We start from the raw sequence: 24,396 nt of genomic DNA on the forward strand, positions 1-24,396 counted from the left end.
GCGCCAAGCATGGGTATTTAAGAAACGAAGAAGCCGCTTTGTTGCGCGTTACCTTCGGGTTTCGCGCAGCATGTGCAGGGCAAGGCCCGCCAGTACCGTGCCCATCAGCCGACGCTGGACCATGCTCCAGCCCGGGTGATCGCCGAGGAAGCGGGCCGCGCGGCCCGCACTGAGGATGATCAGCGCATTCACCGTCAGGCTGATCGCGATCTGGGTTGTTCCCAAGGTCAGTGCCTGCGTCAGCACAGGGCCCTGCGCCGGGTTGATGAATTGCGGCAGCAGCGACAGGTAAAGCACCGCTGCCTTTGGGTTCAGCAGATTGGTCAGGAAGCCCATCACGAACAGCCTGCGCGGGCTGTCAGGCGGCAGTTCGCGGAACTGGAACACATTGCGGCCATTCGGGCGCAATGCCTGCCATGCGAGCCAGCCCAGATAGATCGCGCCCGCGATTCTGAGCGCGTCATAAGCATAGGGCACTGCCATGACGATCGCGGTGATCCCCAGCACTGCACAGAGCATGTAGACGACAAAACCCAGCGCGACGCCGCCCAGTGACACCAGCCCGGCACGGCTGCCTTGGCATAGCGTGCGCGAGATCAGGTAGATCATGTTCGGCCCCGGCGTCAGCACCATGCCAAGTGCCAAGGCGGAAAAGCCGATCATCGCGGTCAGTTCGGGCATCTGTCTCTCCTATCACGCGCACATCATCCTTGTGCGAGCGCGGTCAGGCAAGGCTTTGATGCTGCGTTGCGGCAATGTATGCTGCACCTGCATAAGGCATGAGGTTTGCATGGAGCCCAAACGCATCAACCTGGCCCTTCAGGGTGGCGGCGCACATGGCGCCTTTGCCTGGGGTGTGATCGAGCGGCTGCTGCAGGAGGAGCGGATCGAGATTGCCGGGATCAGCGGCACCTCGGCCGGGGCACTGAACGGGGCTGCGCTGGCGGCAGGATTGGCCTGTGGCCCGGGCAAGATCGGGCGCGACGCGGCGCGCGAGAATCTGGACTATATCTGGTCGCAGATCGCGCAGGTCAGCGACAATCGCGTCGTGCGCTGGATGCATTCGCTGTTTCCGGTGCCCCGTGCGCTACAGCGTCTGACCGAGATGATCTCGCCCTTTGCCTGGTTGGAGGGGTTCACCCGCATCTTCAGCCCCTATGATTGCGGGCCGTTCTACAGCAATCCTCTGGCCGCGATTCTGCGCGAGATGCCGCATCCCGACCTGACCCGAGGCCGGGGGCCGCGCCTGTTCGTCAGCGCGACGAATGTGCGGACGGGACGTATCCGGGTCTTTGGCGGGGCCGAGGTGACGGTTGACGCGATTCTTGCCTCGGCCTGCCTGCCGACGCTGTTTCGCGCCGTGGAAATTCCCGATCCGGCAACCGGGCGGCGCGAGGCCTATTGGGACGGGGGATTTTCGGGCAATCCGGCGCTGTTCCCGCTATTCGCGCCGGATCTGCCGCGCGATGTGGTGATCGTGACGATCAACCCGATGCTGCGCGACATGGTCCCACATAGCCCGATGGAGATTCAGGACCGGATCAATGAGATCAGCTTCAACGCCTCGTTGCTGCGCGAATTGCGGGCGATCAACTTCGTCAAGCGCCTGCATGACGAGGACCGGCTGACCGGTCGCCCGATGAAGAACGTGCTGATCCACATGGTCATGGACGATTTCATGATGGGTTCACTGAGCGCGACGACCAAGGTCGTGCCCAAGCCCGGCATGGTCGCGGAACTGCGGGAAGCGGGCCGCGCGGCGGCCGAACGCTTCCTGCAGTATCACGGGCAGAACCTTGGGCAGCGCGATTCGGTGAACCTGCCCGCGCTGTTCGCTTAGGCCATCGCAGTGGCGATGCGCGCCGCAAGGCGCGCATTGTTCAGCACCAGCGCGATATTGGCGTCGAGCGAGCGGCCGTCCGTCAGCTCGAAAATCCGCTGCAGCAGGAAGGGCGTCACCGATTTCGCGGCAATGCCCTGTTCGGCGGCCTCGGCCAGCGCCTGTTCGACCACCGGAATCATCACGGAGCGTGGGATTTCGTCGGTTTCGGGGATCGGGTTCACGACCAGTTGGCCGCCATCCAGTCCCAGCGCCGCGCGCATTCGGGCCGAGGCTGCAATCTGGGCCGGATCGTCCATGCGCAAGGGCGCGGCAAGGCCCGATTCCCGCGACCAGAAGGCCGGAAGCTGGTCCTGACCGACGGCAATAACCGGAACGCCCAGCGTTTCCAGAACTTCCAGCGTCTTGGGCAGGTCAAGAATCGCCTTGGCGCCGGCAGCAACCACGGTGACCGGGGTGCGTGCCAGTTCGTGCAGATCGGCGGAAACGTCGAAGCTGAGTTCGGCCCCGCGATGCACGCCTCCGATGCCGCCGGTGGCAAAGACATGGATGCCCGCCAGTTCGGCGCAGATCATCGTTGCCGCAACCGTGGTGGCTCCTGTCCGGCCAAGCGCAAGGCAGGCCGCCAGATCGGCGCGCGACAGCTTCATCACCTCGGACCCCGGCGTCGCCGCAAGGGATTCCAGCGTTTCGTCATCCAGCCCGATATGGATCTTGCCTGCGATGATGGCGATGGTGGCGGGAACCGCCCCTGCCTCGCGCACGGTGGTTTCGACTTTCCGCGCGACCTCAAGGTTTTGCGGATAAGGCATGCCGTGGGTGATGATCGTCGATTCCAGCGCGACGACGGGCGCGCCAGTGGCCAGTGCATTGGCGACTTCGGGGGCGAAGACCAGAAGATCCTTCATGCGTGATCCTTTCCTGTGACGGGATGCGCGGTGATATGGGCCGAAGCCGCAAGGATGGCGCGTTCCAGCGCGTCCGCCCGTGGCAGCCCCGCAAGTTCCGCGGCCAGATGGGCAGCAAGGAACGCATCCCCCGCGCCGGTGACATGCCGTGCCGTGACGGGCGGCGGTTCATGGGTGATGGTGCTAAGCCTCTGGGCGGCGTCGGCCGCAAGCCGGGGGCCGTCGGTCACGATGACGCGCGCCGCACCGATGGCGACGATCGCCTCGGCCGCGGATGCAGCGCAATTGTATTGCTGCCCGGCGATGGCCTCGGCCTCGGCTCGGTTGATGTGGAAAATGGCGTTGGGATGATCCAGCAGCGGGGTCAAACGCGTCGCCTTGTCCGGGCTGGCCGGGACGATGCGCAGGCTGGCGCGGGCAAGGAAGGGCGAGGCGGCGATCATCGCCAGCGTCTGCCTCGTCAGGTTGCCGTCAATGACCAGCGTGCCCTGCCAAGGCGCGTCATCGCTGCCAAGGCGTCCGTCCTGCATCGCGGCCAGAATATCGGTGCCGGCGGCCTCAAGCCCGTGCGCATCGGCGATGGCGGCAAACAGGCCGTCGGGGGTCTCGACCGCCATATACAGATCGGTGGGAAGGGGACCGTCGCGCCACAGCCAATCGGTCGCGACGCCCAGTCGCTCGGTCTCGGCGATCAGCGCCTCGCCGGGGGCGTCACGGCCGACCGCCGACAGAATCGCGGGATGCAGGCCGTTGCGGGCCAGGGCCACGGCGACGTTCAGCGCCACACCGCCGGGACGTTGGTGGATGCGGCCTGCGACATCATCGCCCGGTCGCAGGCTGACGGGACTATGCCCGATCACGTCCCAAAGCATCGCGCCGAGGCAAAGGATCTGCGGCGTGTCGGGCATGGGATGCGCTCGTTCTGGCTGGGGCCGGGCTGGCTTGGGTCAGGCGCGCCGATGCCGCAAAAGGGGCATGGCGAAAATCTGGGTGAGAGGCTGGACAACGACCCAAGCGGGGCTCGTTACGGCTGCTTCCTTCCGGACCTGACCGGGTTGGCGAGGCGCTCGCCCGCGCCAACCTCTCGCCGCCTAGATAGGCGGATGGCGCGCGGGATGCAAGTGCTTCTGAACAACTAAAGATGTGGCTGCCGGGCAATAAATCCATCCCGGTCAAGGCGCATGTTCCTGATCTGTCAACGCAGGCCAAGATTGCTGCGGTCTGGCACGAAATTGCGCGCCCATCTGTCGCTGAGATGCGCTTTTAGGCGGTCGATACAGCTTTGGGTTGTTATTTGCCGATTCTTGCCCGGACGCGCCCGGTAGCCTTGCATTGGGCCAAGGCATTGCGTTTAACAAAAGGCGTTCTCAATTCCGACTTGGTGCAAGATGAAATTTTCGACCCGCGAAGACACTGACATTTCCGCCGACGAACTTTTCGCGGCGGTCAGCGATTTTCCGAAAATTGAGCGGCTTTTGCTGCGCAAGGGAGCGATGGTCCGGCGCACCGGCACGAATGGGACGAATGCGTGGACCATCGGCTTCGACTGGCGCGGCAAGCAGCGCGATGTGGATTTGGCGGTGCAATCGATTACTCCGCCCGAACGGATCGAACTGGCCGGGAAATCCGATATGTTCGAGCTAGGCGTCGTGATGACGGTGGTGGCGCTGACGCCCACCAAATCGCGGCTGATCTTTGAGGCCGACGTCCGCCCGCGCGGGATGAAAGCGCGCCTGCTGTTGCAAACGGCCAAGCTGAGCCGCGCCCAGATCGACCGCAAGTTTGCGCAACGGATCGGCGATTTCGTCGGACGCGCGGCGACCGGCCAACTGAGCTGACCGGTCACGGGGTCGGGTTCAGGCCGTCAAGGCCTGCTGCTCGGCACGCAGCGGATCGGCGGGATAGACGCCCAGAATCTCCATACTGGAGGTGAAGTAGCGCAACTCCTCCAGCGCGCGTGCGACGGCCGGGTCCTCGGGATGACCCTCGATATCCGCGTAAAACTGCGTCGCGGTAAAGATGCCGTCGACCATGTAGCTTTCCAGCTTGGTCATGTTGACGCCATTGGTGGCAAAGCCGCCCATCGCCTTGTAAAGCGCCGCCGGGATGTTGCGGACGCGGAAGACGAATGTCGTCATCATGGTTTCCCCGCCCAGAGCATTGGTGCGGCGCGAGTAATCGGGCTCTCGCGACATGATCAGGAAGCGGGTCGTGTTGTTCTGGCGGTCTTCGATGCCCTCAGCCAGCACGTCCAGCCCGTAGATGTCGCCCGCCAGCGGCGCAGCCAGCGCGGCCAGCGATTTCTGCCCGCGACGCGCGACTTCCAGTGCCGAACCGGCAGTATCCGCGCCAACGATGCTGCGGATGTCATGCTGGCGCAGGAATCCACGGCACTGGCCCAGCAGAACCGGATGGCTCATGGCCTCGGAAATGTCCTCGATCCGCGCGCCGGGCGTGCCCAGCAGCGCGATGCGGACGCGCACGAATCCCTCGTCGATGATGTGCAGCCCGCTTTCGGGCAGCAGGTGATGGATGTCGGCAACCCGGCCATAGGTCGAGTTCTCGACCGGCAGCATGGCCAGTTCCGCACGGCCCTGACGGACGGCTTCGATGGTGTCTTCGAACGTGCGGCAGGGCAGGGCCTCCATCTGCGGCCGATAAAATCGGCAGGCCTGATGGCTGTAGGCGCCGGGTTCACCCTGGAATGCGATCACGTTCTTGGTCATGTAGATGCCTCAAATCCGGGCCGTGGCGGGCAGTGCACACCTGACGGCCTGTTCCATGCGAGGGCACAACTATACCTTGATCGGACAGAACAAAAGCGCCTAGATACCCCTGTTTCCACGGAAAGACCGCAACAGGGATCCGCAGATATGTTCGACACCATGACCGTCACCAAGGCAGCCGGAGCTTTAATCGGTGCGCTTCTGTTCCTTCTGCTGATGCAATGGGCAGCGTCGGGCATCTTCCATGTCGGCCCTGCGGGTCACGGTGCCGAGGGCGAGGAACATGCCCAGGCCTATACCATCCCGGTCGAAGCTGCCGAAGGCGGCGCCGAGGGTGAGGCCAAGGATGCTGGCCCGGATTTCGCCACTGTCATGGCCTCGGCTGATGCCGCTGCGGGTGAGAAGGTCTTTGGCAAATGCAAGGCTTGCCACAAAATCGACGGCTCGGACGGCACTGGCCCGCATCTGAACGGCGTTGTCGGCCGCCCGGTCGCCAGCATCGGCGGTTTCGGTTACTCGGACGGGATGAAGGCGCATGGCGGCGACTGGACCCCCGAGGCGCTGCAGGAATTCCTGACCAGCCCGAAATCCATCGTCAAAGGCACCAAAATGGCCTTCGCCGGACTGCCCAAGGTCGAGGATCGCGCCAACTTGATCGCCTATCTGCAAGGCCTGCAATAAGCCGCTATCAGGCTTGGCTGACAGGGCGTCCGATTTGGGCGCCCTTTTTGCATTCACCGGAAATTGCCCCATGCATCACGCATTTGCTTGTTGAACGGACGGGTTCGGCTGATAGCCTGTCGGGCAAGCCGGCCCCGGCCGGAGCAGACTAGCCCAAAGGATCACCAATTCCCGATGACGATGCACATGCTGCGACATGCCCCGATGGTTGCGCTTCTGGCGCTGGTTCCCGGCTTCGCCCTGGCGCAGGAACAGCAGCCATCGCCAACGCCCGCAGCCGCAGCCGCAGCCGCAGCCCAGCCTGCGCAGGCGAAGACCATTACCTCGCACGGGATTTCGACCTTTGGCGCACCCGAACTGCCCGAGGATTACAAGCATCTGCGCTATGTGAACCCGGACGCGCCTAAGGGCGGCGAAATTTCGGAATGGGCGATGGGGGGCTTTGACAGCTACAACCCCTTTACCCATCGCGGCCGAGCAGGATCGTTGTCGGTCATCATGCTGGAACGGCTGATGGAGGACGCGCTGGATGAGCGCGGCTCGTCCTATTGTCTGATCTGCGAGACCATCGAATATCCCGAAAGCCGCGACTGGGTGATCTTCCATCTGCGCCCCGATGCGAAGTTCTCGGACGGGACGCCACTGACCGCGCATGACGTGCTGTTCTCGTTCGAACTGTTGCGCGACAAGGGGCTGTCGTCTTATCGCACCGGCATTGCCAAGATGGTCGCCAAGGCCGAGGTGATCGACCCGCAGACGATCAAGTTCATCTTCCAGCAGGGCTATCCACGCCGCGACGTGATCCAGCAGGTCGGCAGCCAGATCGTCTTCTCGCGTGAGGATTTCCTCAAGAACAAGCGCGACATCGAACAATCCACCGACAAGCCCTATCTGGGCTCGGGCCCCTATGTCTTTGATTCGGCCGAAATGGGCCGTTCGATGACGGTGAAGCGCAACCCGGATTATTGGGGCAAGGATCTGCCGATCAATGTCGGGCGGCACAATTTCGACAAGATCCGGCTGGAATATTTCGGCGATTACGACAGCGCCTTTGAGGCGTTCAAGGCGGGCGTCTATACCTTCCGCAACGAGGTGTCGTCGATCCACTGGGCGACGCGCTATGATTTCCCGGCGCTGAAAAACGGCACGGTCAAGCAAGAGGTCCTGCCGCGCGGCGACATCGCCACCGGACAGGCATGGGTATTCAACCTGCGCCGTCCCAAGTTTCAGGACGTCCGCGTGCGTGAGGCCATCGGGTTGGTCTTCAACTTCGAATGGTCGAACGAGACGTTGTTCTATGGGCTGAACACGCGGGTCAACTCCTTCTGGGACAACAGCGATCTTGCCGCGACCGGCAAGCCCTCCGAGGCTGAACTGGCGCTGCTTCAGCCCTTGGCCAAGGACCTGCCGCCCAGCGTGCTGACCGATGACGCGGTGATGCAGCCGGTCTCGGGCAAGATCCAGCTGGATCGGGGCAATCTGCGCAAGGCATCGAAACTGCTGGACGATGCAGGCTGGAAGGTCGGTGCGGACGGGCTGCGCCGCAACTCGAAAAATGAGATCCTGAAGCTGGAAATCCTGAACGATAACCAAAGCTTCGACCGCATCATCAACCCCTTCGTCCAGAACCTGCGCGCGCTTGGCATTGATGCCGTCAATGCCCGCGTCGACGATGCCGAGATGACGAACCGCACCCGCAGCCATGATTTCGACATGGTGACCGACAGCCTTGGCCAAAGCTTCTATATCAGCGGCGGGACCGAGCAGGTCTTTGGTTCGGAAAACACCAGTGACGTGTTCAACCCGATGGGGCTGGCCAACCCAGCCATCGACGCGCTGATCAAGAAGGGCATCGAGGCCACCACGCAGGAAGAGATGGACACCACCATCCATGCGCTGGACCGCTCGCTTCGGGCGCTGCGCTTCTGGGTGCCGCAATGGTACAAGGCAACCTATACGCTGGCCTATTACGACATTTTCGGCCATCCCCAGAACATGCCCGCCTATGCGCTGGGTGAACTTGATTTCTGGTGGTATGACGCGGATAAGGCTGAAAAGCTGAAACAATCCGGCGCACTGCGCTGAGCCTGAAAATCAGGCTGGAAAAGAAGACGGGGCAGGATGGCAGCCTATATTCTGCGGCGGTTGCTGCTGATCATACCAACACTGATCGGCATCATGCTGGTCAACTTCACGCTGACGCAATTCGTCCCCGGTGGCCCGATCGAGCAGGTCATCGCCCGCGTTCAGGGCGAGGGCGACGCGTTTCGCAATATCGCGGGCGCGGGGGGTGACACCCAGCAGGCGCAGACCAATGAATATGCGGGCGCTCGCGGCATTCCGCCCGAGCTTCTGGACCAGCTTGAAGTGCAGATGGGCTTTGCCAAGATCGTCTGCACCCCGGCCCATCAGGGCGAGCCTGACCTGAAATCGCCCGATTGCAGCAAGGAAAAGATCGGCGCGGCACAGCGCTTCATGATCATGCTGGGCAATTACCTGCGCTTCGATTTCGGGGTCAGCTTCTTCCGCTCGATTTCGGTGATCGATCTGGTGCTGGAAAAGATGCCGGTTTCGATCACGCTGGGTTTGTGGTCGACACTGATCGCCTATTGCATCTCGATCCCGCTGGGCATCCGCAAGGCGGTCAAGAACGGCACGCCCTTTGACACCTGGACCTCTGGTGCCATCATCATCGGCTATGCCATCCCGGCCTTCCTGTTCGCGGTGCTGCTGATGGTGGTGTTCGCGGGTGGCAGCTATTGGCAGATATTCCCGCTAAGGGGTTTGACCAGCGACAATTTTTCGGAACTGAGCCTGTTCGGCAAGGCCAAGGACTACCTGTGGCACATCACCCTGCCGGTGATCGCCACGACGATTTCCAGCTTTGCCACGCTGACCCTGTTGACCAAGAACAGCTTCCTTGACGAGATCAACAAGCAATATGTGATGACCGCCCGCGCCAAGGGCCTGACCGAGGGCCGCGTGCTTTACGGCCATGTCTTCCGCAACGCGATGCTGATCGTGATCGCGGGCTTCCCGGCGATGTTCCTGGGCGTGTTCTTCGGCTCGAGCATCCTGATCGAGACGATCTTCTCGCTGGACGGGCTGGGGCGTCTGGGCTTCGAGGCCGCCGTGCAGCGCGACTATCCGGTGATCTTCGGCACGCTTTACGTCTTTGGCCTGCTGGGGCTGTTGGTCGGGATCCTGTCGGACCTGATGTACGTCTTTGTCGATCCCCGCATTGATTTTGAGCGGAGGGCCGGCTGATGGCGATGACCGAACTCAACCGCCGCCGCTTGCGGAACTTCCGCCGCAACAAGCGCGCCTTCTGGTCGCTGGTGGTGTTCACCGTACTGTTCGTGGCCTCGCTTTTTGCCGAACTCATCGCGAATGACCGGCCGATCGTCGTCAACTTCAAGGGCAGCTATTACTTCCCGGTCTATCGCTTCTACCCCGAGACCACCTTTGGCGGCGATTTCGGGACCGAGGCGATCTATACTGATCCCGGCGTGCAGTGCCTGATCCGCACCGGCGGTCGCGAGGAATGCTGGGACGACCCCGAGGCAGTGGAAAAGGAAGCGCGCGAGACCGGCATGGTCGCGGGCGAGGCCATCGAGAAGGGCTGGATGATCTGGCCGCCGATCCCCTTCCACTACCGCACCATCAACAATGTCGGCACTGCCCCCAGTGCGCCGGACGGCACGCATCTGCTGGGCACGGACGACACCTCGCGCGATGTGCTGGCGCGGGTGATCTATGGCTTTCGGCTGTCGATCCTGTTCACGCTGATCGTCACCGTGGTCAGTTCGGTCATCGGGATTTCGGCCGGTGCCGTGCAGGGCTATTTCGGCGGGCGCACCGATCTGGTGTTCCAGCGAATGCTTGAGATATGGGGTTCAACTCCTTCTCTTTACGTGATTATCATCCTGTTTGCGATCCTTGGGCGCAGCTTCTGGCTGCTGGTCTTCGTCTCGATCCTGTTCGGTTGGCCCGCGCTGGTCGGGGTGGTCCGGGCTGAATTCCTACGGGCGCGGAACTTCGAATATGTCCGCGCGGCCCGCGCTTTGGGCGTCAGTGACCGCAAGATCATGTTCCGCCATATCCTGCCCAACGCGATGGTGGCGACGCTGACCATGCTGCCCTTTGTCGTCACCGGTACGATCTCGTCCTTGGCGGCGCTGGATTATCTGGGCTACGGGCTGCCCACATCTGCCCCCTCGCTGGGGGAACTGGCCTTGCAGGCCAAGCAGAACCTGCAGGCGCCGTGGCTGGGCTTCACCGCCTTTTTCGCATTCGCCATCATGCTGTCGCTTCTGGTCTTCATCTTCGAGGGCATCCGTGACGCGTTCGACCCAAGAAAGACCTTCCGATGACGCCGGTTCTTGAAGTCTCAGACCTGCGGATCGGGTTTCGGCAGGACGGGCAGATCGTGCCCGCAGTCAAGGGCGTCAGTTTCACCGTCGGCAAGGGTGAGACGGTCGCGCTGGTCGGCGAATCCGGATCGGGGAAATCGGTCACGGCCTTGTCTACCGTGGGTCTGCTGGGCGATTCCGCGCAGCTTGCCGGTTCCGTTCGCTACGAGGGGCGCGAGCTGGTCGGCGCGTCCGAGGCCGATCTGCGCCGGGTGCGCGGCAACGATATCAGCTTCATCTTCCAAGAGCCGATGACCTCGCTGAACCCGCTGCACACGCTGGAACGGCAGCTTGGCGAAAGCCTGACCTTGCATCAGGACCTGCATGGCGATGCGGTACGGGCACGGATCATCGAGCTTTTGAACCGCGTCGGCATCCGCGACCCTGAAACACGGCTGGCCGATTACCCGCACCAATTGTCCGGCGGGCAGCGCCAGCGGGTGATGATCGCGATGGCGCTGGCGAACGGCCCCGAATTGCTGATCGCGGACGAGCCGACGACGGCCTTGGACGTGACCATTCAGGCCCAAATCATGGAGCTTCTGGCGGAACTGAAAGCCGCCGAGGGCCTGTCGATGCTGTTCATCAGCCATGACCTTGGCCTTGTACGGCGCATCGCCGACCGGGTCTGCGTGATGAAAGGCGGCGAGATCGTCGAGCAAGGCCCGGCTGAACAGATCTTTGCCGATCCGCAGCACGAATATACCCGGATGCTCTTGGCCGCAGAACCCAAAGGTCTTGCGGATCCAATCCCATCCGATGCGACCGAGATGATCGCGACCCGCGACCTGCGCATCTGGTTCCCGATCAAGCGCGGTTTTCTGCGCCGCACCGTCGGCCATGTGAAAGCTGTCAATGGCGCGACGCTGTCCGTCCGCTCGGGCGAGACTTTGGGCATCGTCGGCGAATCTGGCAGTGGCAAGACCACGCTGGCGCTGGCGATCATGCGTCTGATCGAAAGCGAAGGGCCGATCCTGTATATGGGTCGAGATATCGCGAAACTCTCGGGGCGCGAGCTGCGCGGCCTGCGGCGGGACATGCAGATCGTGTTCCAAGACCCGTTCGGCAGCCTTTCGCCGCGTATGACGGTCGAACAGATCATCTCGGAAGGGCTTGGCGTCCACGGCGTCGAACCCGGCCGCAACCGTCGTGAGATGGTCGATGAGATCATGCGCGAGGTCGGTCTGGACCCCGCCTCGATGCACCGCTACCCGCATGAGTTCAGTGGCGGCCAGCGTCAGCGCATCGCGATCGCCCGCGCCATGATCCTGAAGCCGAAACTGGTCGTGCTGGACGAGCCGACAAGCGCGCTGGACATGACGGTGCAGGTGCAGATCGTCGAATTGCTGCGCCGGTTGCAGCGCAAGCACGGGTTGGCCTTCCTGTTCATCAGCCACGATCTGCGCGTGGTCCGCGCCATGTCGCATCAGATCATGGTCATGCGCGCGGGCGAGGTGGTGGAACAGGGCAGTACCGAGCAGGTCTTTGCCGCCCCGCAAAGCGACTATACCCAGCGCCTGATCAAGGCGGCTTTCCTGAGCAAGGCCTGATGCGGATCCTGTTCGTCCACCAGAACTTTCCGGGCCAGTTCCTGCATCTGGCCCCAGCTCTGGCTGCGCGCGGACATGAGGTGATGGCGCTGACCGATGAGGGCAACCAGCGTCCTTCCCCGATCCGCACGGTGCGCTATAAATCCCCACCCGAGGAGAACCCGGTGCGCGGTCTGGCCCGGACCTATGCCGGTTATGCCGAGCGCGGCTGGCTGGCGGCGCGCGGTTGCCGGGCGCTGCGGGACCGGCATGGCTATACGCCCGACCTGATCTTTGGTCACAGCGGCTGGGGCGAGACGCTGTTTCTGCGCGAAATCTGGCCCGAGGCCAAGCTGCTGGTCTATGCCGAACTTCTGTATCGCACCCGCGGCCATGATGTCGGCTTCGACCCCGAAGTGACCCCCGACAGCGACGAAAGCCGCGTGACCACGCTGGCGCGCTCGGCGCATCTGATCCAGGGACTGGTTCAGGCCGATGCCGGGATCGCGCCGACCCGCTATCAGGCGGATTCCTTTCCGCCCGAACTGCGCCAGAAGCTGACCGTGATCCATGACGGCATCGACACCGGCAAGGTGCGGCCCGACCCCAATGCGCGGTTGGAACTGCCCGACGGGCGGGTGCTGACGGCGCAGGATGAGGTGCTGAGCTATGTCTCGCGCTCGCTGGAACCCTATCGCGGTTTTCACCGCTTCATGCGCGCCTTGCCCGAGGTGATGCGTGCCCGTCCCAATGCGCAGGTGGTCCTGATCGGTGGCGATGGTGCCAGCTACGGCACGGTGCCGCGCGATGCCGAAAGCTGGAAGGCGAAACTGCTGGCCGAGCTTGACGGCCAACTGGACCTGAGCCGCATCCACTTTCTGGGTCGCGTGCCTTATCCGCAATATCTGTCACTGCTGCAGATTGCACGGGTGCATTGCTACCTGACCTATCCTTTCGTCCTCAGCTGGTCGCTGACCGAGGCGATGGCGGCGGGCTGCCATATCGTCGCCTCGGATACCGAGCCGGTGCGCGAACTGATCCGCGACGGAGAGAATGGGCGGCTGGTGCCGTTCTTTGACCAAGGCGCGCTGGAACAGGCGCTGATCCGCGCCCTCGCGGGCGACCCCGAGGATGCACGGCTGCGCGCTGCCGCCCGACAGACCATCGTGGACGGCTACGACCTGCAAAGTCACAGCCTGCCGCGTCTGATCGATTGGGTCGAAAGCTTCGGGGCCTAAAGCTCGATTTCGTTGGTGGCGTCTGGATCGGGCAAGGGTTCGGGCTGATCCGGCGAGGGTGCGGCCTCGGGGGCGGGTGGTAAGCTGTCGGCCGGAGGCTGCTGGTTCGGGGCCAGGAAATCGCGCAGGGTATTCCCGATCGGCGGCGGAGGCGGCGCATCGGCACGGCGGCGGATCAGGATGTCGCCGTTTTCCAGCCGCTCGGGCGTCTGGTAATTGCCGACATCGTCCATCATTCCCTTCAGCTCATCCAAAACCGGAGCAAAGCTGTTCACCGTGTCGTTCAGGTCGCGGCCAAGCTGGTCCAGATGCGGCTGCACATCCTTCAGCAGCTTTTCCATGAAGCCCTGAAGGCCGTGCTCGATATCGCTTTCCAGATCGCCAGGCTGTTCCTGATCGGCGGGCGGTGGCTCAAACGGTGTCTGGGCCATTGCCGGTCCGGTCACCATCGCGGAAGCAAGAATGATTGCGGCGAGCCTTTGCATCGCAGTCTCCTAGATCGGGTGATCAGGAAACTGCGGCCGCCCGGTCAGGGTTCCCCGGTGCGGCCCCAGGTCGCGGCTGGTCTAGATCGGGCGAAGCTGGTGCATGTTGCGGAATGCCTCCCATGCCTCGTTCAGGGCACGGGTGCGGGCCTCGGCCAGCCGGATCGCTTCCGGGGGCAGGCCACGGGCAATGGCGCGGTCGGGATGGGATTCAAACACCAGATCGCGCCAGCGCTTGCGCGCCTCGGGCAGGGGCGTGTCGGGCGGAATTCCCAGCACGTCGCAAGGCGGGCAACCGTTGCTACGGTCATGGCGGGCGCGGATCGTCGCGACCTGCGCCGGGCTGAGGCCAAAGATGCGCCCGACCTCATCGATGAAGATGATCTCGGCCTCATGCAGGTCGCCATCGGCAACCGCGATGATGAACAGCCCCTCGATCACGTCGGACAGGACCGGATCGCCCGGCGGAAACATCGCGGCGATGCGACCCGCCCAGGCGTCGAAACCGGCAACATCCTGGCGGGCAAGGTCAAAGACGCGGGCTGCGTTTTTCTCCTCGGCGCGGGGGATGATGAAGACCCGGCGGAATGCCGCGACCTCGGACCGGGCGACAGCGCCATCGGCCTTGGCCAGCTTCGCGCCAAGCGCGATTACGGCGATGGTGAAAGCCACGGATTTTTCCGGCGGGGTCGCCGCGCGGCTTGATCCGACGATCGCGGCAAGGCGATCAGCGATGCGCTGCCAGAAGCTGCGTGGCTTTGGCAGTTCGGGGCAGTCCTGTGGCCTGTCCTTCAGAATGGTGTCCATGTCCGTCAGCCTAGGCGGGGAAGGGGTTCAAGTCCACTGACATTCCCGCGGGTTCCGGCCGATCACCTGCGGCTTTCCAGCGCCGCCTTGACCACCAGAACCACCAGCGCGATCACCGTAAGCGTCGAGGCGGCGGCGAATGCCCCCGTGGTATTCAGGTCGTTGAACATCAATTCAATCTGCAAGGGCAGGGTGTTGGTCTGCCCGCGGATTGAGCCTGACACCACCGAGACCCCGCCGAATTCGCCCACCGCGCGTGCCGTCGCCAGCACCGCGCCGTAAAGCAGCGCCCAGCGGATATTGGGCAAAGTTACCCGCGAAAACACCTGCCAGCCTTTGGCACCCAAGGTCACGGCGGCCTCTTCCTGCTCGGACCCTTGCGCCTGCATCAAGGGCAGCACCTCGCGCGCGACAAAGGGGGCGGTGACGAACATGGTTACAAGGACGATGCCGGGCAACGCGAACATGACCTTCAGGTCGTGCTGGGCCAGAAACGGTCCCAGCAGCCCTTGGCGACCGTAAAGAAGCAGGTAGCAGATCCCCGCGATGATGGGCGAGATCGAGAAGGGGATCTCGATCATGGTCATCAGCAGTTTGCGGCCCGGAAAGCGGAAGCGGGCGATGGCCCATGCGGCGGCGATGCCGAAAGCGATGTTGACCGGCACGACGATCACCGCGACCAAGCTGGTCAGCAAGATCGCATGCAGTGTCATTGGGTCGGTGATATTCGCGACGTAAGCGCCCCAACCCTCGGCCAGCGCGCGCCAGAAGATGAAGGCCAAGGGCGCCACGACGAATATCGCCGTCAGCACAAATGCCAGCGCGATCAGCAGGCGCGGCACGCTTCGGCTTTGGCCCGGAGCATGGGTCAGATCGGTCGCGCTCATCCCTTGGACTCCAGATGGCGGGCGGCGCGGAATTGCAGCCAGTTCGACAGGATCAGCAACACCAGCGCAAAGGCCAGCAGGACCAGCGCGATGGCGGCAGCGCCCTGATAATCGTATTCCTCAAGCCGGATATAGGCCAGAAGGGCTGCAATCTCGGTCTTGAAGGGCAGGTTGCCGGCGATGAAGACGACTGCGCCGAATTCACCCAAGGACCGGGCAAAGGCCACCGTCGATCCGGCCAGCCATGCAGGAAAGATTGCGGGCAGGACAACGCGGCGAAAAATCTGCCAAGGGCTTGCCCCCAGCGTCATCGCCGCCTGTTCCAGCGCCGGATCAAGGTCTTCAAGAACCGGCTGGATCGCACGCACCACGAATGGGATCGAGGTGAAGGCCATCGCAATGGTGACGCCAGCCAGCGTATAGACCAGCTGAATACCCGCACTCGCCAAGGGCGCACCAAACCAGCCATTCGCGGAATAAAGCGCGGTCAGCGAAATTCCTGCCACCGCTGTCGGCAGTGCAAAAGGCACGTCCATCAGCGCGTCAAGGATACGCTTGCCAGGGAAATCGTAGCGCGTCAGCACCCATGCCATCAGCAGCCCGTAAAAGGCGTTGAAGACGGTGGCGATGGCCGCCGCCGTCACCGTCACCCGCAGCGCCGACAGCGTCCGGGGCGAGGTGACGATGGCCCAGAACTGCGCCGGCCCGATCTGCGCTCCCTTCAGGATCAACGCAATGACCGGGATCAGGATGACCAGCGCCACGTAAAGCAGCGTCGTGCCGAGGCTCAATGAGAACCCCGGCAAAACGCGTTTCGGCTTGATGGCCGTTGCCGTCATTTGTTGACGAAGACCTTGTCGAGGATGCCGCCATCGGCCAGATGCTCGGACTGGATTTTGTCCCAGCCACCAAAGACGTCCTCAACGGTCAGCAGCTTGACCTCGGGGAATTCGGCGGCGTGTTTCGCGGCCACATCCTTGTCGGTCGTGCGGTAGTGGTTCTCGGCCAGGGTGTCCTGCGCCTCGGGCGTGTAGAGCCATTTCAGGTATTCGGTCGAAACCTCAAGCGAGCCGTTCTTTTCGGCATTCTCGGTCACGACGGCGACCGGGAAGGCGGCGAAAAGGCTGGTCGCGGGGGTCACGGATTCAAAGCCCTGATCGGCATATTGCTTGGCGATGCCCTGCGTCTCGGCCTCGAAGGTGATCAGCACGTCGCCCATGTTGCGCTCGGCGAAGGTCTGGGTCGCGGCGCGCCCGCCAGTGTCAAAGACCGGGACATTGGCAAAGATCTTGGCGACGAATTCCTGCGCCTTGGCCTGATCGCCGTCATTCTGCTGCAGCGCATAGGCATAGGCTGCCAGATAGGTGTAGCGCCCGTTGCCGCTGGTCTTGGGGTTGGGCAGGATCGACTGCACGTCATCGCGCGCCAGATCCGACCAGTCCTTGATGCCCTTGGGGTTGCCCTTGCGGACAAGGAAAGCCGGTAGCGAGTAATAGGGCGAGGCACCGTTCGGCAGGGCTTCGCGCCAGTTTTCCGCGACCAGACCGTTCTTGGCCAGAACGTCCACGTCGGTTTCCTGATTGAAGGTCACGACATCGGCCGGAAGCCCTTCAAGGATCGCGCGCGCCTGCTTCGACGAGCCGCCATGGCTTTGGTCGATGGTCACGTCCTTACCGGACTTGGCTTTCCAATAGGCCTGGAATTCCGGGTTCAACGCCTCGAACAATTCACGGGCGACGTCATAGCTGACGTTCAGGATCTTGTCCTGAGCCAGTGCCGGGGTCGAACCCAGCAGCAAGGCCAGCGCGGCAAGGCGCAATTTCGAAGTCATCATTGGGCTTTCTCCTTGCGGGGCAATTCGGTGGCGGCGGACGCGGCCTGACTGGGGCGCGGGCCGGGAAAAATGGCGGCAGTCTCGGGACGCAGGATGACCCGCGCGCCACGCTCAAGCCCCTTCGCCTCGAGGGCGCGGCGGGGCAGGTCGACGGGGATGGTCTGCGCGCCGTCCGTCAGCTCCAGCCGCAGGATCGCGCCATTGCTGGTGCAGCGGCTGACCTGCCAGCGGCCGGAAGGATCGGCCACGGGGGTAATGTCGGCGGGGCGCAGGAACAGCGTCGCCGGACCGTCGGGCAAGGCGCGGCGGGGCAGGCGCCCGGCATCAAGGCCCGGCGCTTCGGCGCGGCCTGCGCTGAGCACCACCGGCAGCTCGATCGTCGCGCCCATGAAGCGGGCGACAAAGGGACTGGCGGGGTGGTCGTGGATCTGGTCGGCATTGCCGATCTGCTCGATCCGGCCCTCGCCCATGACGACGACGCGGTCGGCCAGTTCAAAGGCTTCTTCCTGATCGTGGGTGACAAAGATCGTGGTCGAGCCGGTTTCCTCATGCACACGGCGCAGCCAGGCGCGAAGGTCACGGCGGACGGCGGCATCCAGCGCGCCGAAGGGTTCATCCAACAGCAGCACCGTGGGTTGGATCGCCAGCGCCCGGCCAAGCGCGACCCGCTGTCGTTGCCCGCCCGAAAGCTGCGCCGGATAGCGGTCGCCCAGATGCGCGATCTGCAGGAAATGCAGCAGTTCCTCGACCTTGGCGGCGATGACCGACTTGCCGGGACGCTCGGCGCGGGGGCGCACGGTCAGGCCGAAGGCAATGTTGTCGCGCACCGTCATATGCGGGAACAGCGCGTAATGCTGAAAGACAAAGCCGATGCGGCGATCTTGTGCAGCCAGACCCAGCCAGTCCTGACCGTTCACGTTCAACCCACCGGAATTCGGCCATTCCAGCCCGGCGACGATCTTCAGCAACGTCGTCTTGCCCGAGCCTGACGGCCCCAGCAACGCCACCAGCTCACCGCTTTCGACGGTCAGATCGATCCCGCGCAACACCGCGGTGCTGCCAAAGCTTTTGGTCATGTTCTCGATGGTGATCGACATGCACATCTCCGCGTTCCGGCCAGAGGTATCGCCGCGTTGCTGAACCGGCAAGTTCAGGTTCTGCCTGATGCGCCGGGCTGTGGCGAAGGATTTCCCGCTGCCATCCGCAGGGCGGACCGCTTTTCCATCCCGGCACAAGCGGCGGGGATATTCTTCGGGCATCGGGGCGGCTATCGCGGCAGTTATCCTTATTTTTCTGCACCATGGCCGTGCCATACGGCAATTGGGCTTTAGTCGCGATTTTGCCTCTGCTATGGCTGCGGCGTAAAGACTGGGGAATTGCGATGACCATGCAGGATGAGCTGATTCTGGCGCTGGAAAGCCCGTTGACCGAGGATCTGGAACTGCTGTTCCAACGTCACACGCAGGACATGCATGCCGATACGCCGCCTGAATCGATCCACATGATGCCGCGCGAGACTCTTGTGCATCCGGATATCGATTTCTTCGTGCTGCGCGATGGTGGTCGCCCCGTCGGCATGGGTGCGATCAAGCGCATCAAGGACGGCCATGGCGAGGTCAAGTCGATGCACGTATTGACCGAGGAGCGCGGCCGCGGTCTGGCCCGTCTGCTGGTCGATCGCATGATCGACAGCGCCCAAGCCCGCGGCTACGCGCGCCTCAGCCTTGAGACCGGCACGCAGGAGATGTTCCTGCCCGCCCGCAAGCTGTATGAGCGCGCTGGTTTCGTCGAATGTGGCCCCTTTGCGGATTACCGCCTTGATCCCTACAGTGTCTTCATGACGCTGGATCTGACAAAAGCAGATTGAGCGGTTGAAAAGGGCGCGAAGCTTTGCGATGAAAGCGCCCGATGCGGACCCGTAGCTCAACTGGATAGAGCAGGGACCTTCTAAGTCCAAGGTTGGGGGTTCGAGCCCTCCCGGGTCCGCCAAATAAGTCAATCGATTAGCCTGTATTTTGGTCTTGTCTTTTTGGTTCGATGAACCAAACGCAGTCCACTGAACTCAAGCGAACCTGCTGCGCCACGCAGGTACGAGGGGCTGAATTGAGCATAGACAGAGCACGTAATGTTCGGGTTCGTATGCCCGAGGAACTGGGTTTCCCTCAATCGGCATCGCGGCTTCGACCATGAACCGCCCGGCAGCGCGGCGCAGATCGTGCCGCGTGCTATTCCGGCCCGCGTCACAGCAGCATTGAATCCCGTGCTGATGCTCTCCATCCGTCGCCCGGTGCGTTCGGTAGTAAAAGGCGACAGCGCCACTTCTTTCACCTGCAACAGAGCGGCTCGTGCGGTGTGGTTTATCGGCACGGTGGCGCGGCCCTTCTTCGGCCCTATGGACGGGCTGGAAGGCTGGGCACCGGATCAAGATCGCTGAGGCATGCGCAATGCCGAGATCGCGAAAGCTGCTTTCGCCGCACTGATGGAAGCCCCAAGCCCCGCATCAACGACGAGAGCCGCAGGGCGATCCTCGCTCAGCACGTTAGAGAAGCCAAGATCGATCAAAGTAGGGTCCGAATTGTCTAGTGGGAAGTCCGACCAACCGGCATCATGGCTCTATGTCGCTCCTGTATGTCCCCGCGCAGGTAGGCGTATTCGAGCAAAGAGCTAACTTCTGGCTCCCGCTGCGATGCGCCCTTCGGGTTCCGTTAATATTTATCTTATCGGCCCAGGCCAGTCCTTTCATTGAAATTACAATTAAAAAAAGTCTAGCCGTTCTTCTGGATATTTCAGTGCAATTATCAACAATAACATTCCGGCCGATCGAGTTTCCGAGAATTATACGTAAAATATATTTGGAGATACGATCGGATTATCGTAATAACTTATAATTTAATCATAACTCATTTGGTGCTGCAATGCATATCTCGTCCACTGTTATTGCGCTTGCGTTATTGAGGAACGACGGACCCACGTCTGGCAGCCTGACCTCGCAAGTGACTTCGAACGTGGCGGGTCTGACTGCCGTGGAGGGGGTTTCCGCAATAACCACGCTGCAGAAGCAGTCATCTGACACCTATGATGAACTCGACGATCCTGAGTTCAGAATGATTCTGGCGTTGGGCGACAGGAGATCCGAGGCCATGAGCGAGCTTCTATCAGGCGAGGTTGGTCTATTCGATGCTGAAATTGTTCAGACCATGGGCGGCAAGGTCCATTTTCAACAACGGAGCGATACTTGGCTGGAGTTCGAGGGAAGCTTCGTGCCCGCATACGAAGCGGCGATGGGTATGACCGCGCCGCAGCGTGATGCGAATTTCCCGGCGCGGTCGGATGCCATGGCTTATGCGTATCACTTCGGGAAAGCGCTTTTTGAAACGATAAACAGGGTAGTTAACGCAAAGCTCGAAATAGAAGCGAATAGCGACACCATGCTAGACGCTTCGGGCCAACTCTACGGCATTACACGAGGTGGTAGGCTATTTGGCAGTTGGGATGCGATGGAGGCTGCAGATGCCCACGGCACAAGTGCCATTGTGGGTGATATGCTATACATGGAGAGAAACGCCGCCTCGTTGGCCAATCTGTTCAGCTTCGTTTCAGCCAGCGTGACCAAACCGGCCTATGAGTTCGCGTTCACGGGTTTCAGCATTAGCCACGGCACGTTGGGCAAGATCATGGATGTAGCGGCGGACGGATCGATTACCCTCTATGGTGCGGACGGCAAAGCATACGATGTTGCAGATTACAGCGCGCGCAACATCAACGGCGGTATACCTGAGCTTCGCAATGATCTGATCCGGCGGGCGGACAGAAGTCCGATAAATGCATAACGCTGCCCTTGCTAAGTTTCGAATGACTTATCGCGCCCGGAGAAAACGCCTCGCGGGCGCTTCTCATTTCACGCGCTTGCACTCGGACGCCAGATCGACGTGCCAGTCACCAACCCGAAGCCGGATGCCCTCGCGGCCTTTCAGTGCTTTCACGTTGTTCGTTTGCGATGCCGGGTCGGTATCCGCGTAAAGGCTTTCAGGGCTTCTTTGGTGGTGGTGATCTGTTTCATGGCTACAGGTGTAGTCATAGCCGAACTATTGCATGATCCGGCGACCCTTCCGTTCTTATCCACTCGATCCTCCCCGAGTGGAAGCCTGGCCCCGGTTCCCTCCGTGCCGCCTGAACCAGGTTGGAACGGATCGTGATCATCGCGCCCTTGTGTTCGAGGGCTTTGGTCACCATTTCCTATCCATGATAGAAATAAGCTGGGGCAAACCCCTGACACTCGTCGTCACTGAGAGCGGTGACACACAGAAGATCTCGACCATCGAACAGGCGAAATACTGGCTGCGGAAGCGCTGGCCGGTTGTAGATGATGCCCGCCAGCGCGCTCTCGCGGCGGTCGAAAGCGCCATGGAATGCATGCTGCCGGTGCAGGTCGCTCGGAAGGCCTTTGAAAACGCGGCACAGTCCGCTGGTTTCCGGACGGCCGACCTGGCCTGACGTCCACGGGCAAGGCAGAGGCCTTTCCCGATTTGGAGGATGAACATTGACGAGGAGGGCGGATATTCCGTCCTCCTACTTGTTTTCGGCACTCACTTCGCCATGCAAGGCCTGCGCGTACTCCAGTCCGCCCATCTCTGAACAACGCCCTTGGTCCGAGCAAGGGCCGGCGGCATTCATAGCCCGGCAGGACGATCGACAGTCTGGCGGGTGATTTGCCTTGCCGGTCGCATCAATGATGCTGCCCCACGGCTTGCTGTCATCACGCCCTTACCAAATTCGAGACGCTGGCCTCGCTGCACGCGATATGAGCGGATGTTTCGGAACGCGGCGCAACACGGCCATGGCTCGACCATTTCGAAGAAACAGGCATTTGCTGCGCGAGGTATAAGTACCCGCAAAGGTTCGCAACTATGGCCCGCCCGTGTCGGCGGCCCTTGTCGATCACGCAGGCCGCTCGATCAACGACGATCTATTGCCGCCACCCAGACTCCTCAAGAGAAACCTCCGGAACTGCAATTCCGCGTCGGCGCAGCATACCCTCAATGTCTTGATCATGGTGTAGGCAGAACTGCTCACCTTTGATCATGCCGGAATTTCTGCTGAGTTAAGCCGCGAACACTGCCGCCGCGTCAATCTGTTCGTCGGCATGAGCGCGTGACAACGCATTCGTGGTTGAAAACCCCACTTCTGCAAGCTAACCGCAAGGGGCCTGAACAAACCGCTGCCTCAATGGCTTTTGCCGAGGTTGCGGAACTCTCTGGCATTTTGTCGGAAGAGGATGAACAGGCACAGATGACAGATCAGACCGGCCAGCCCGATTCGGCGCCCTCCCGCAACGCGCGCGCCTGGCTCAGCGTTCTGGCGCGGTATCGCGAACCGACGACGGCGCGCAGCCTATTTGAGCTGGCAGTAACGCTGGTGCCGTTTTTCGCGCTCTGGACGCTGGCATGGCTTTTGCTGTCAGTGAACGCTTGGCTGGCACTTGCCGTGGCGCTGTTCAACGGGACATTCCTCGTCAGGATTTTTATCATCCAGCATGATTGCGGACATGGCTCGTTTCTTGCCAACAGAACCGCGCAGGACTGGATCGGTCGCAGCCTCGGGGTTCTGACACTGACGCCCTATGCTGTCTGGAAGCGGACGCATTCCATCCATCACGCGCATCATGGCGACCTCGATCAGCGGGGGATCGGCGATGTGCTGACGCTGACGATCAATGAGTACCGGGCACGCTCGATCTTCGGTCGCTTTATGTACCGGCTTTATCGCCATCCGCTGGTCCTGTTCGTGCTGGGACCAAGCTATCTGTTCATCCTTCAGAACCGGCTGCCGATCGGGCTGATGAAATCCGGCTGGCGCTACTGGGCCTCGGCTATGGGCACCAATGCGATGATCGGGATTGCGCTTGCGCTGATCGCCTGGTTCGGCGGGCTGATGCCGGTGCTGCTGGTCTTCCTGCCCACCTCGATCGTTGCAGCGACGATCGGCGTGTGGCTGTTCTATGTCCAGCACCAGTTCGAAGAGACCCATTGGTCGCGGGGCGAAAACTGGCAGCTCCATCACGCGGCGCTGGAAGGCAGTTCACATTATGTCCTGCCGCAGCCGTTGCGCTGGCTTTCCGGAAATATCGGCATCCACCATGTGCATCACCTGTATTCCCGGATCCCGTTCTACCGGCTGCCCGAAGTGCTCAGGGATCACCGAGAACTGGCAGAGGCGCAACGCCTGACCATCGGAGAAAGCTTGACGACCGCGCGGCTGCATCTGTGGGATGAAATCGAGGGTAAACTGGTCTCCTTCACAGAGGCGCGCGCGAGATATGGTCGGGTTTGATGCTGGTCACCGGGTCTCGGCTTGGGCAAGCGTTCAGCGTCCCGAAAGCAGCGTGATGATCAGTAGTATCGTATGAATGGCGACGCCCCTGACGACGGAATCCATTTCTCGCCTATGGTAGAACTAGGATGCGAACGCTTCCATTTTCGCCATCAAGGCACTCGTCCAGCCGAAATGCATCGGTCGGGTCGAGATGCGGACCTTGCTCGGGGTCGCGGCTTGTACAGTAAATCTCATCACATGCGTCGGGTAGCCTAGGCTGCTTTCCTCGGGGTCCGGCTGAATGCGGTCAATTGCGAAGCCTGTGTTTCTCCCCTTGCCGAATGTGATCCGGGTCTCGTCCCATTCCTCCCAGCGCGCGATACGGGGTATTTCGGCCGCGGTCCCGGGAAAGCGCATCTCCTGCATATTTAGCGCTGCCGCTGCCAGTCAGTCCAAGAAGCGCAAAGGGCAAGGCCATAGCCAAGCCAGACTCTAGGCACGCCAATAACGTCCCTAAAAATCGCGGTGTTCCTCAAATTGCAGCCCATTCGCGATTGCAGGAATCTGAAGGTTTTCGGTGATGTTAGCAACCTCATCACAGCGGAAAATCAGCCGTAAAGCCCCGCTGAAAACCGCTGAACGAAGGGTTTGTTCCGGCCTCGCGAAGATTCGGCACCATGGAACCCCGATCCCCTGAGGGGGTTGTGGCCCGACCCCGGGCGCACCCGCCTTACGGT

Annotated in this window: 25 protein-coding genes, 1 tRNA gene and 1 other RNA gene; 14 read left to right on the plus strand and 13 right to left on the minus strand. The window is 61.9% G+C overall.

Annotated elements, in window-relative coordinates:
* Nucleotides 1-48 precede the first annotated feature (48 nt).
* Complete coding sequence (locus GL300_RS24150) at nucleotides 49-681, minus strand: LysE family translocator (protein ID WP_155042238.1); 633 nt, start codon at nucleotides 679-681, stop codon at nucleotides 49-51.
* A 109-nt stretch (nucleotides 682-790) separates the two neighbouring features.
* Between GL300_RS24150 and GL300_RS24155 the strand changes: the two genes are divergently transcribed.
* Nucleotides 791-1,840, plus strand: coding sequence for a patatin-like phospholipase family protein (locus GL300_RS24155; RefSeq protein WP_155042239.1), 1,050 nt, complete (start codon nucleotides 791-793; stop codon nucleotides 1,838-1,840).
* On the opposite strand, the gene GL300_RS24160 is transcribed toward GL300_RS24155, so the two are convergent.
* From GL300_RS24160 to ffs, 3 genes are all read right to left on the minus strand, one after another.
* Nucleotides 1,837-2,748 carry a pseudouridine-5'-phosphate glycosidase gene (locus tag GL300_RS24160; RefSeq protein WP_155042240.1) on the minus strand — a complete coding sequence of 304 codons (912 nt, stop codon included), beginning with the start codon at nucleotides 2,746-2,748 and terminating at the stop codon, nucleotides 1,837-1,839. The two genes, GL300_RS24155 and GL300_RS24160, sit on opposite strands and share 4 nt — an antisense overlap.
* The gene (locus GL300_RS24165) at nucleotides 2,745-3,656 is read right to left on the minus strand and encodes a PfkB family carbohydrate kinase (protein WP_155042241.1); all 912 of its coding nucleotides are present in this window, start codon (nucleotides 3,654-3,656) and stop codon (nucleotides 2,745-2,747) included. Before GL300_RS24165 ends, GL300_RS24160 begins: the two co-directional genes overlap by 4 nt.
* A gap of 81 nt (nucleotides 3,657-3,737) precedes the next feature.
* An RNA gene (gene ffs, locus GL300_RS24170) (signal recognition particle sRNA small type) lies at nucleotides 3,738-3,834 on the minus strand.
* A gap of 302 nt (nucleotides 3,835-4,136) precedes the next feature.
* Between ffs and GL300_RS24175 the strand changes: the two genes are divergently transcribed.
* Nucleotides 4,137-4,586: a hypothetical protein gene (locus tag GL300_RS24175; RefSeq protein WP_155042242.1), complete on the plus strand. Its 450-nt coding sequence runs from the start codon at nucleotides 4,137-4,139 to the stop codon at nucleotides 4,584-4,586.
* An 18-nt stretch (nucleotides 4,587-4,604) separates the two neighbouring features.
* Here GL300_RS24175 and GL300_RS24180 read toward each other — a convergent pair whose 3' ends face one another.
* Nucleotides 4,605-5,474 (minus strand): prephenate dehydratase, encoded by an 870-nt coding sequence (locus GL300_RS24180; RefSeq protein ID WP_155042243.1) that lies wholly within the window; start codon nucleotides 5,472-5,474, stop codon nucleotides 4,605-4,607.
* Between the two features lie 147 nt (nucleotides 5,475-5,621).
* On the opposite strand from GL300_RS24180, the gene GL300_RS24185 reads away from it, so the two are divergent.
* The 6 genes from GL300_RS24185 (at nucleotide 5,622) to GL300_RS24210 (ending at nucleotide 13,334) form a co-directional block, all read left to right on the plus strand.
* Nucleotides 5,622-6,155 carry a c-type cytochrome gene (locus tag GL300_RS24185; protein ID WP_155042244.1) on the plus strand — a complete coding sequence of 178 codons (534 nt, stop codon included), beginning with the start codon at nucleotides 5,622-5,624 and terminating at the stop codon, nucleotides 6,153-6,155.
* A gap of 174 nt (nucleotides 6,156-6,329) precedes the next feature.
* The gene (locus tag GL300_RS24190; RefSeq protein ID WP_155042245.1) at nucleotides 6,330-8,240 is read left to right on the plus strand and encodes an extracellular solute-binding protein; all 1,911 of its coding nucleotides are present in this window, start codon (nucleotides 6,330-6,332) and stop codon (nucleotides 8,238-8,240) included.
* Between the two features lie 36 nt (nucleotides 8,241-8,276).
* Nucleotides 8,277-9,422, plus strand: a complete 1,146-nt coding sequence (locus GL300_RS24195) for a microcin C ABC transporter permease YejB (protein ID WP_155042246.1) — start codon at nucleotides 8,277-8,279, stop codon at nucleotides 9,420-9,422.
* Nucleotides 9,422-10,528 carry an ABC transporter permease gene (locus tag GL300_RS24200; protein WP_155042247.1) on the plus strand — a complete coding sequence of 369 codons (1,107 nt, stop codon included), beginning with the start codon at nucleotides 9,422-9,424 and terminating at the stop codon, nucleotides 10,526-10,528. The genes GL300_RS24195 and GL300_RS24200 overlap by 1 nt, the downstream gene beginning before the upstream one ends.
* Nucleotides 10,525-12,117 (plus strand): ABC transporter ATP-binding protein, encoded by a 1,593-nt coding sequence (locus GL300_RS24205; protein WP_155042248.1) that lies wholly within the window; start codon nucleotides 10,525-10,527, stop codon nucleotides 12,115-12,117. The genes GL300_RS24200 and GL300_RS24205 overlap by 4 nt, the downstream gene beginning before the upstream one ends.
* Entirely contained in the window at nucleotides 12,117-13,334 is a 1,218-nt protein-coding gene (locus tag GL300_RS24210; RefSeq protein ID WP_155042249.1) for a glycosyltransferase family 4 protein, read from the plus strand. Before GL300_RS24205 ends, GL300_RS24210 begins: the two co-directional genes overlap by 1 nt.
* On the opposite strand, the gene GL300_RS24215 is transcribed toward GL300_RS24210, so the two are convergent.
* The 6 genes from GL300_RS24215 to GL300_RS24240 all read right to left on the minus strand — a co-directional run bounded on the left by GL300_RS24215 (nucleotide 13,331) and on the right by GL300_RS24240 (nucleotide 18,444).
* Entirely contained in the window at nucleotides 13,331-13,819 is a 489-nt protein-coding gene (locus tag GL300_RS24215) for a hypothetical protein (protein ID WP_155042250.1), read from the minus strand. The genes GL300_RS24210 and GL300_RS24215 overlap by 4 nt on opposite strands.
* Before the next feature lie 81 nt (nucleotides 13,820-13,900).
* Entirely contained in the window at nucleotides 13,901-14,626 is a 726-nt protein-coding gene (locus GL300_RS24220) for a molecular chaperone DjiA (protein WP_155042251.1), read from the minus strand.
* A gap of 62 nt (nucleotides 14,627-14,688) precedes the next feature.
* On the minus strand, nucleotides 14,689-15,513 hold the full coding sequence (gene cysW / locus GL300_RS24225) for a sulfate ABC transporter permease subunit CysW (RefSeq protein WP_155042252.1): 825 nt from the start codon (nucleotides 15,511-15,513) through the stop codon (nucleotides 14,689-14,691).
* The gene (gene cysT, locus GL300_RS24230; RefSeq protein WP_155042253.1) at nucleotides 15,510-16,352 is read right to left on the minus strand and encodes a sulfate ABC transporter permease subunit CysT; all 843 of its coding nucleotides are present in this window, start codon (nucleotides 16,350-16,352) and stop codon (nucleotides 15,510-15,512) included. Before cysT ends, cysW begins: the two co-directional genes overlap by 4 nt.
* The gene (locus GL300_RS24235; RefSeq protein WP_155042254.1) at nucleotides 16,349-17,347 is read right to left on the minus strand and encodes a sulfate ABC transporter substrate-binding protein; all 999 of its coding nucleotides are present in this window, start codon (nucleotides 17,345-17,347) and stop codon (nucleotides 16,349-16,351) included. The genes cysT and GL300_RS24235 overlap by 4 nt, the downstream gene beginning before the upstream one ends.
* Nucleotides 17,344-18,444, minus strand: a complete 1,101-nt coding sequence (locus GL300_RS24240; protein ID WP_155042255.1) for a sulfate/molybdate ABC transporter ATP-binding protein — start codon at nucleotides 18,442-18,444, stop codon at nucleotides 17,344-17,346. The genes GL300_RS24235 and GL300_RS24240 overlap by 4 nt, the downstream gene beginning before the upstream one ends.
* 284 nt (nucleotides 18,445-18,728) lie before the next feature.
* Between GL300_RS24240 and GL300_RS24245 the strand changes: the two genes are divergently transcribed.
* The 6 genes from GL300_RS24245 to GL300_RS24270 all read left to right on the plus strand — a co-directional run bounded on the left by GL300_RS24245 (nucleotide 18,729) and on the right by GL300_RS24270 (nucleotide 23,677).
* Nucleotides 18,729-19,214, plus strand: coding sequence for a GNAT family N-acetyltransferase (locus GL300_RS24245; RefSeq protein WP_155042256.1), 486 nt, complete (start codon nucleotides 18,729-18,731; stop codon nucleotides 19,212-19,214).
* A gap of 45 nt (nucleotides 19,215-19,259) precedes the next feature.
* Nucleotides 19,260-19,336 (plus strand) — tRNA-Arg (locus GL300_RS24250).
* 136 nt (nucleotides 19,337-19,472) lie between these two features.
* A complete protein-coding gene (locus GL300_RS24255; RefSeq protein ID WP_155042257.1) occupies nucleotides 19,473-19,781 on the plus strand; it encodes a hypothetical protein in 309 nt (102 codons plus the stop codon).
* Nucleotides 19,782-20,262: 481 nt separating this feature from the next.
* Nucleotides 20,263-21,177 carry a hypothetical protein gene (locus GL300_RS24260; RefSeq protein WP_155042258.1) on the plus strand — a complete coding sequence of 305 codons (915 nt, stop codon included), beginning with the start codon at nucleotides 20,263-20,265 and terminating at the stop codon, nucleotides 21,175-21,177.
* Nucleotides 21,178-21,439: 262 nt separating this feature from the next.
* The gene (locus GL300_RS26965) at nucleotides 21,440-21,841 is read left to right on the plus strand and encodes a DUF982 domain-containing protein (protein ID WP_246195402.1); all 402 of its coding nucleotides are present in this window, start codon (nucleotides 21,440-21,442) and stop codon (nucleotides 21,839-21,841) included.
* A gap of 795 nt (nucleotides 21,842-22,636) precedes the next feature.
* Nucleotides 22,637-23,677 (plus strand): fatty acid desaturase, encoded by a 1,041-nt coding sequence (locus GL300_RS24270; RefSeq protein WP_155042259.1) that lies wholly within the window; start codon nucleotides 22,637-22,639, stop codon nucleotides 23,675-23,677.
* A 123-nt stretch (nucleotides 23,678-23,800) separates the two neighbouring features.
* On the opposite strand, the gene GL300_RS24275 is transcribed toward GL300_RS24270, so the two are convergent.
* Together GL300_RS24275 and GL300_RS26520 are read right to left on the minus strand one after the other, a co-directional pair.
* Nucleotides 23,801-24,085, minus strand: coding sequence for a hypothetical protein (locus tag GL300_RS24275; RefSeq protein WP_155042260.1), 285 nt, complete (start codon nucleotides 24,083-24,085; stop codon nucleotides 23,801-23,803).
* 87 nt (nucleotides 24,086-24,172) lie between these two features.
* Nucleotides 24,173-24,396: hypothetical protein (locus GL300_RS26520; RefSeq protein WP_211595388.1), on the minus strand; the 224-nt coding region annotated here is incomplete at its 5' end.

The organism is Paracoccus litorisediminis, assembly GCF_009711205.1.
Lineage (GTDB): Bacteria > Pseudomonadota > Alphaproteobacteria > Rhodobacterales > Rhodobacteraceae > Paracoccus > Paracoccus litorisediminis.

What these genes read in the sequence shown, in the direction of transcription:
- GL300_RS24260 (WP_155042258.1), top strand. Translation starts at nt 20,263, where the DNA reads ATGCATATCTCGTCCACTGTTATTGCGCTTGCGTTATTGAGGAACGAC.
- GL300_RS24215 (WP_155042250.1), bottom strand. Translation starts at nt 13,819, where the DNA reads ATGCAAAGGCTCGCCGCAATCATTCTTGCTTCCGCGATGGTGACCGGA.
- GL300_RS24245 (WP_155042256.1), top strand. Translation starts at nt 18,729, where the DNA reads ATGACCATGCAGGATGAGCTGATTCTGGCGCTGGAAAGCCCGTTGACC.
- GL300_RS24175 (WP_155042242.1), top strand. Translation starts at nt 4,137, where the DNA reads ATGAAATTTTCGACCCGCGAAGACACTGACATTTCCGCCGACGAACTT.
- GL300_RS24190 (WP_155042245.1), top strand. Translation starts at nt 6,330, where the DNA reads ATGACGATGCACATGCTGCGACATGCCCCGATGGTTGCGCTTCTGGCG.
- GL300_RS24195 (WP_155042246.1), top strand. Translation starts at nt 8,277, where the DNA reads ATGGCAGCCTATATTCTGCGGCGGTTGCTGCTGATCATACCAACACTG.
- GL300_RS24185 (WP_155042244.1), top strand. Translation starts at nt 5,622, where the DNA reads ATGTTCGACACCATGACCGTCACCAAGGCAGCCGGAGCTTTAATCGGT.
- GL300_RS24275 (WP_155042260.1), bottom strand. Translation starts at nt 24,085, where the DNA reads ATGCAGGAGATGCGCTTTCCCGGGACCGCGGCCGAAATACCCCGTATC.
- GL300_RS24270 (WP_155042259.1), top strand. Translation starts at nt 22,637, where the DNA reads ATGACAGATCAGACCGGCCAGCCCGATTCGGCGCCCTCCCGCAACGCG.
- GL300_RS24200 (WP_155042247.1), top strand. Translation starts at nt 9,422, where the DNA reads ATGGCGATGACCGAACTCAACCGCCGCCGCTTGCGGAACTTCCGCCGC.
- cysT (WP_155042253.1), bottom strand. Translation starts at nt 16,352, where the DNA reads ATGACGGCAACGGCCATCAAGCCGAAACGCGTTTTGCCGGGGTTCTCA.
- GL300_RS26965 (WP_246195402.1), top strand. Translation starts at nt 21,440, where the DNA reads ATGATCCGGCGACCCTTCCGTTCTTATCCACTCGATCCTCCCCGAGTG.
- cysW (WP_155042252.1), bottom strand. Translation starts at nt 15,513, where the DNA reads ATGAGCGCGACCGATCTGACCCATGCTCCGGGCCAAAGCCGAAGCGTG.
- GL300_RS24220 (WP_155042251.1), bottom strand. Translation starts at nt 14,626, where the DNA reads ATGGACACCATTCTGAAGGACAGGCCACAGGACTGCCCCGAACTGCCA.
- GL300_RS24150 (WP_155042238.1), bottom strand. Translation starts at nt 681, where the DNA reads ATGCCCGAACTGACCGCGATGATCGGCTTTTCCGCCTTGGCACTTGGC.
- GL300_RS24160 (WP_155042240.1), bottom strand. Translation starts at nt 2,748, where the DNA reads ATGAAGGATCTTCTGGTCTTCGCCCCCGAAGTCGCCAATGCACTGGCC.
- GL300_RS24210 (WP_155042249.1), top strand. Translation starts at nt 12,117, where the DNA reads ATGCGGATCCTGTTCGTCCACCAGAACTTTCCGGGCCAGTTCCTGCAT.
- GL300_RS24240 (WP_155042255.1), bottom strand. Translation starts at nt 18,444, where the DNA reads ATGTCGATCACCATCGAGAACATGACCAAAAGCTTTGGCAGCACCGCG.
- GL300_RS24205 (WP_155042248.1), top strand. Translation starts at nt 10,525, where the DNA reads ATGACGCCGGTTCTTGAAGTCTCAGACCTGCGGATCGGGTTTCGGCAG.
- GL300_RS24255 (WP_155042257.1), top strand. Translation starts at nt 19,473, where the DNA reads ATGTTCGGGTTCGTATGCCCGAGGAACTGGGTTTCCCTCAATCGGCAT.
- GL300_RS24235 (WP_155042254.1), bottom strand. Translation starts at nt 17,347, where the DNA reads ATGATGACTTCGAAATTGCGCCTTGCCGCGCTGGCCTTGCTGCTGGGT.
- GL300_RS24180 (WP_155042243.1), bottom strand. Translation starts at nt 5,474, where the DNA reads ATGACCAAGAACGTGATCGCATTCCAGGGTGAACCCGGCGCCTACAGC.
- GL300_RS24155 (WP_155042239.1), top strand. Translation starts at nt 791, where the DNA reads ATGGAGCCCAAACGCATCAACCTGGCCCTTCAGGGTGGCGGCGCACAT.
- GL300_RS24165 (WP_155042241.1), bottom strand. Translation starts at nt 3,656, where the DNA reads ATGCCCGACACGCCGCAGATCCTTTGCCTCGGCGCGATGCTTTGGGAC.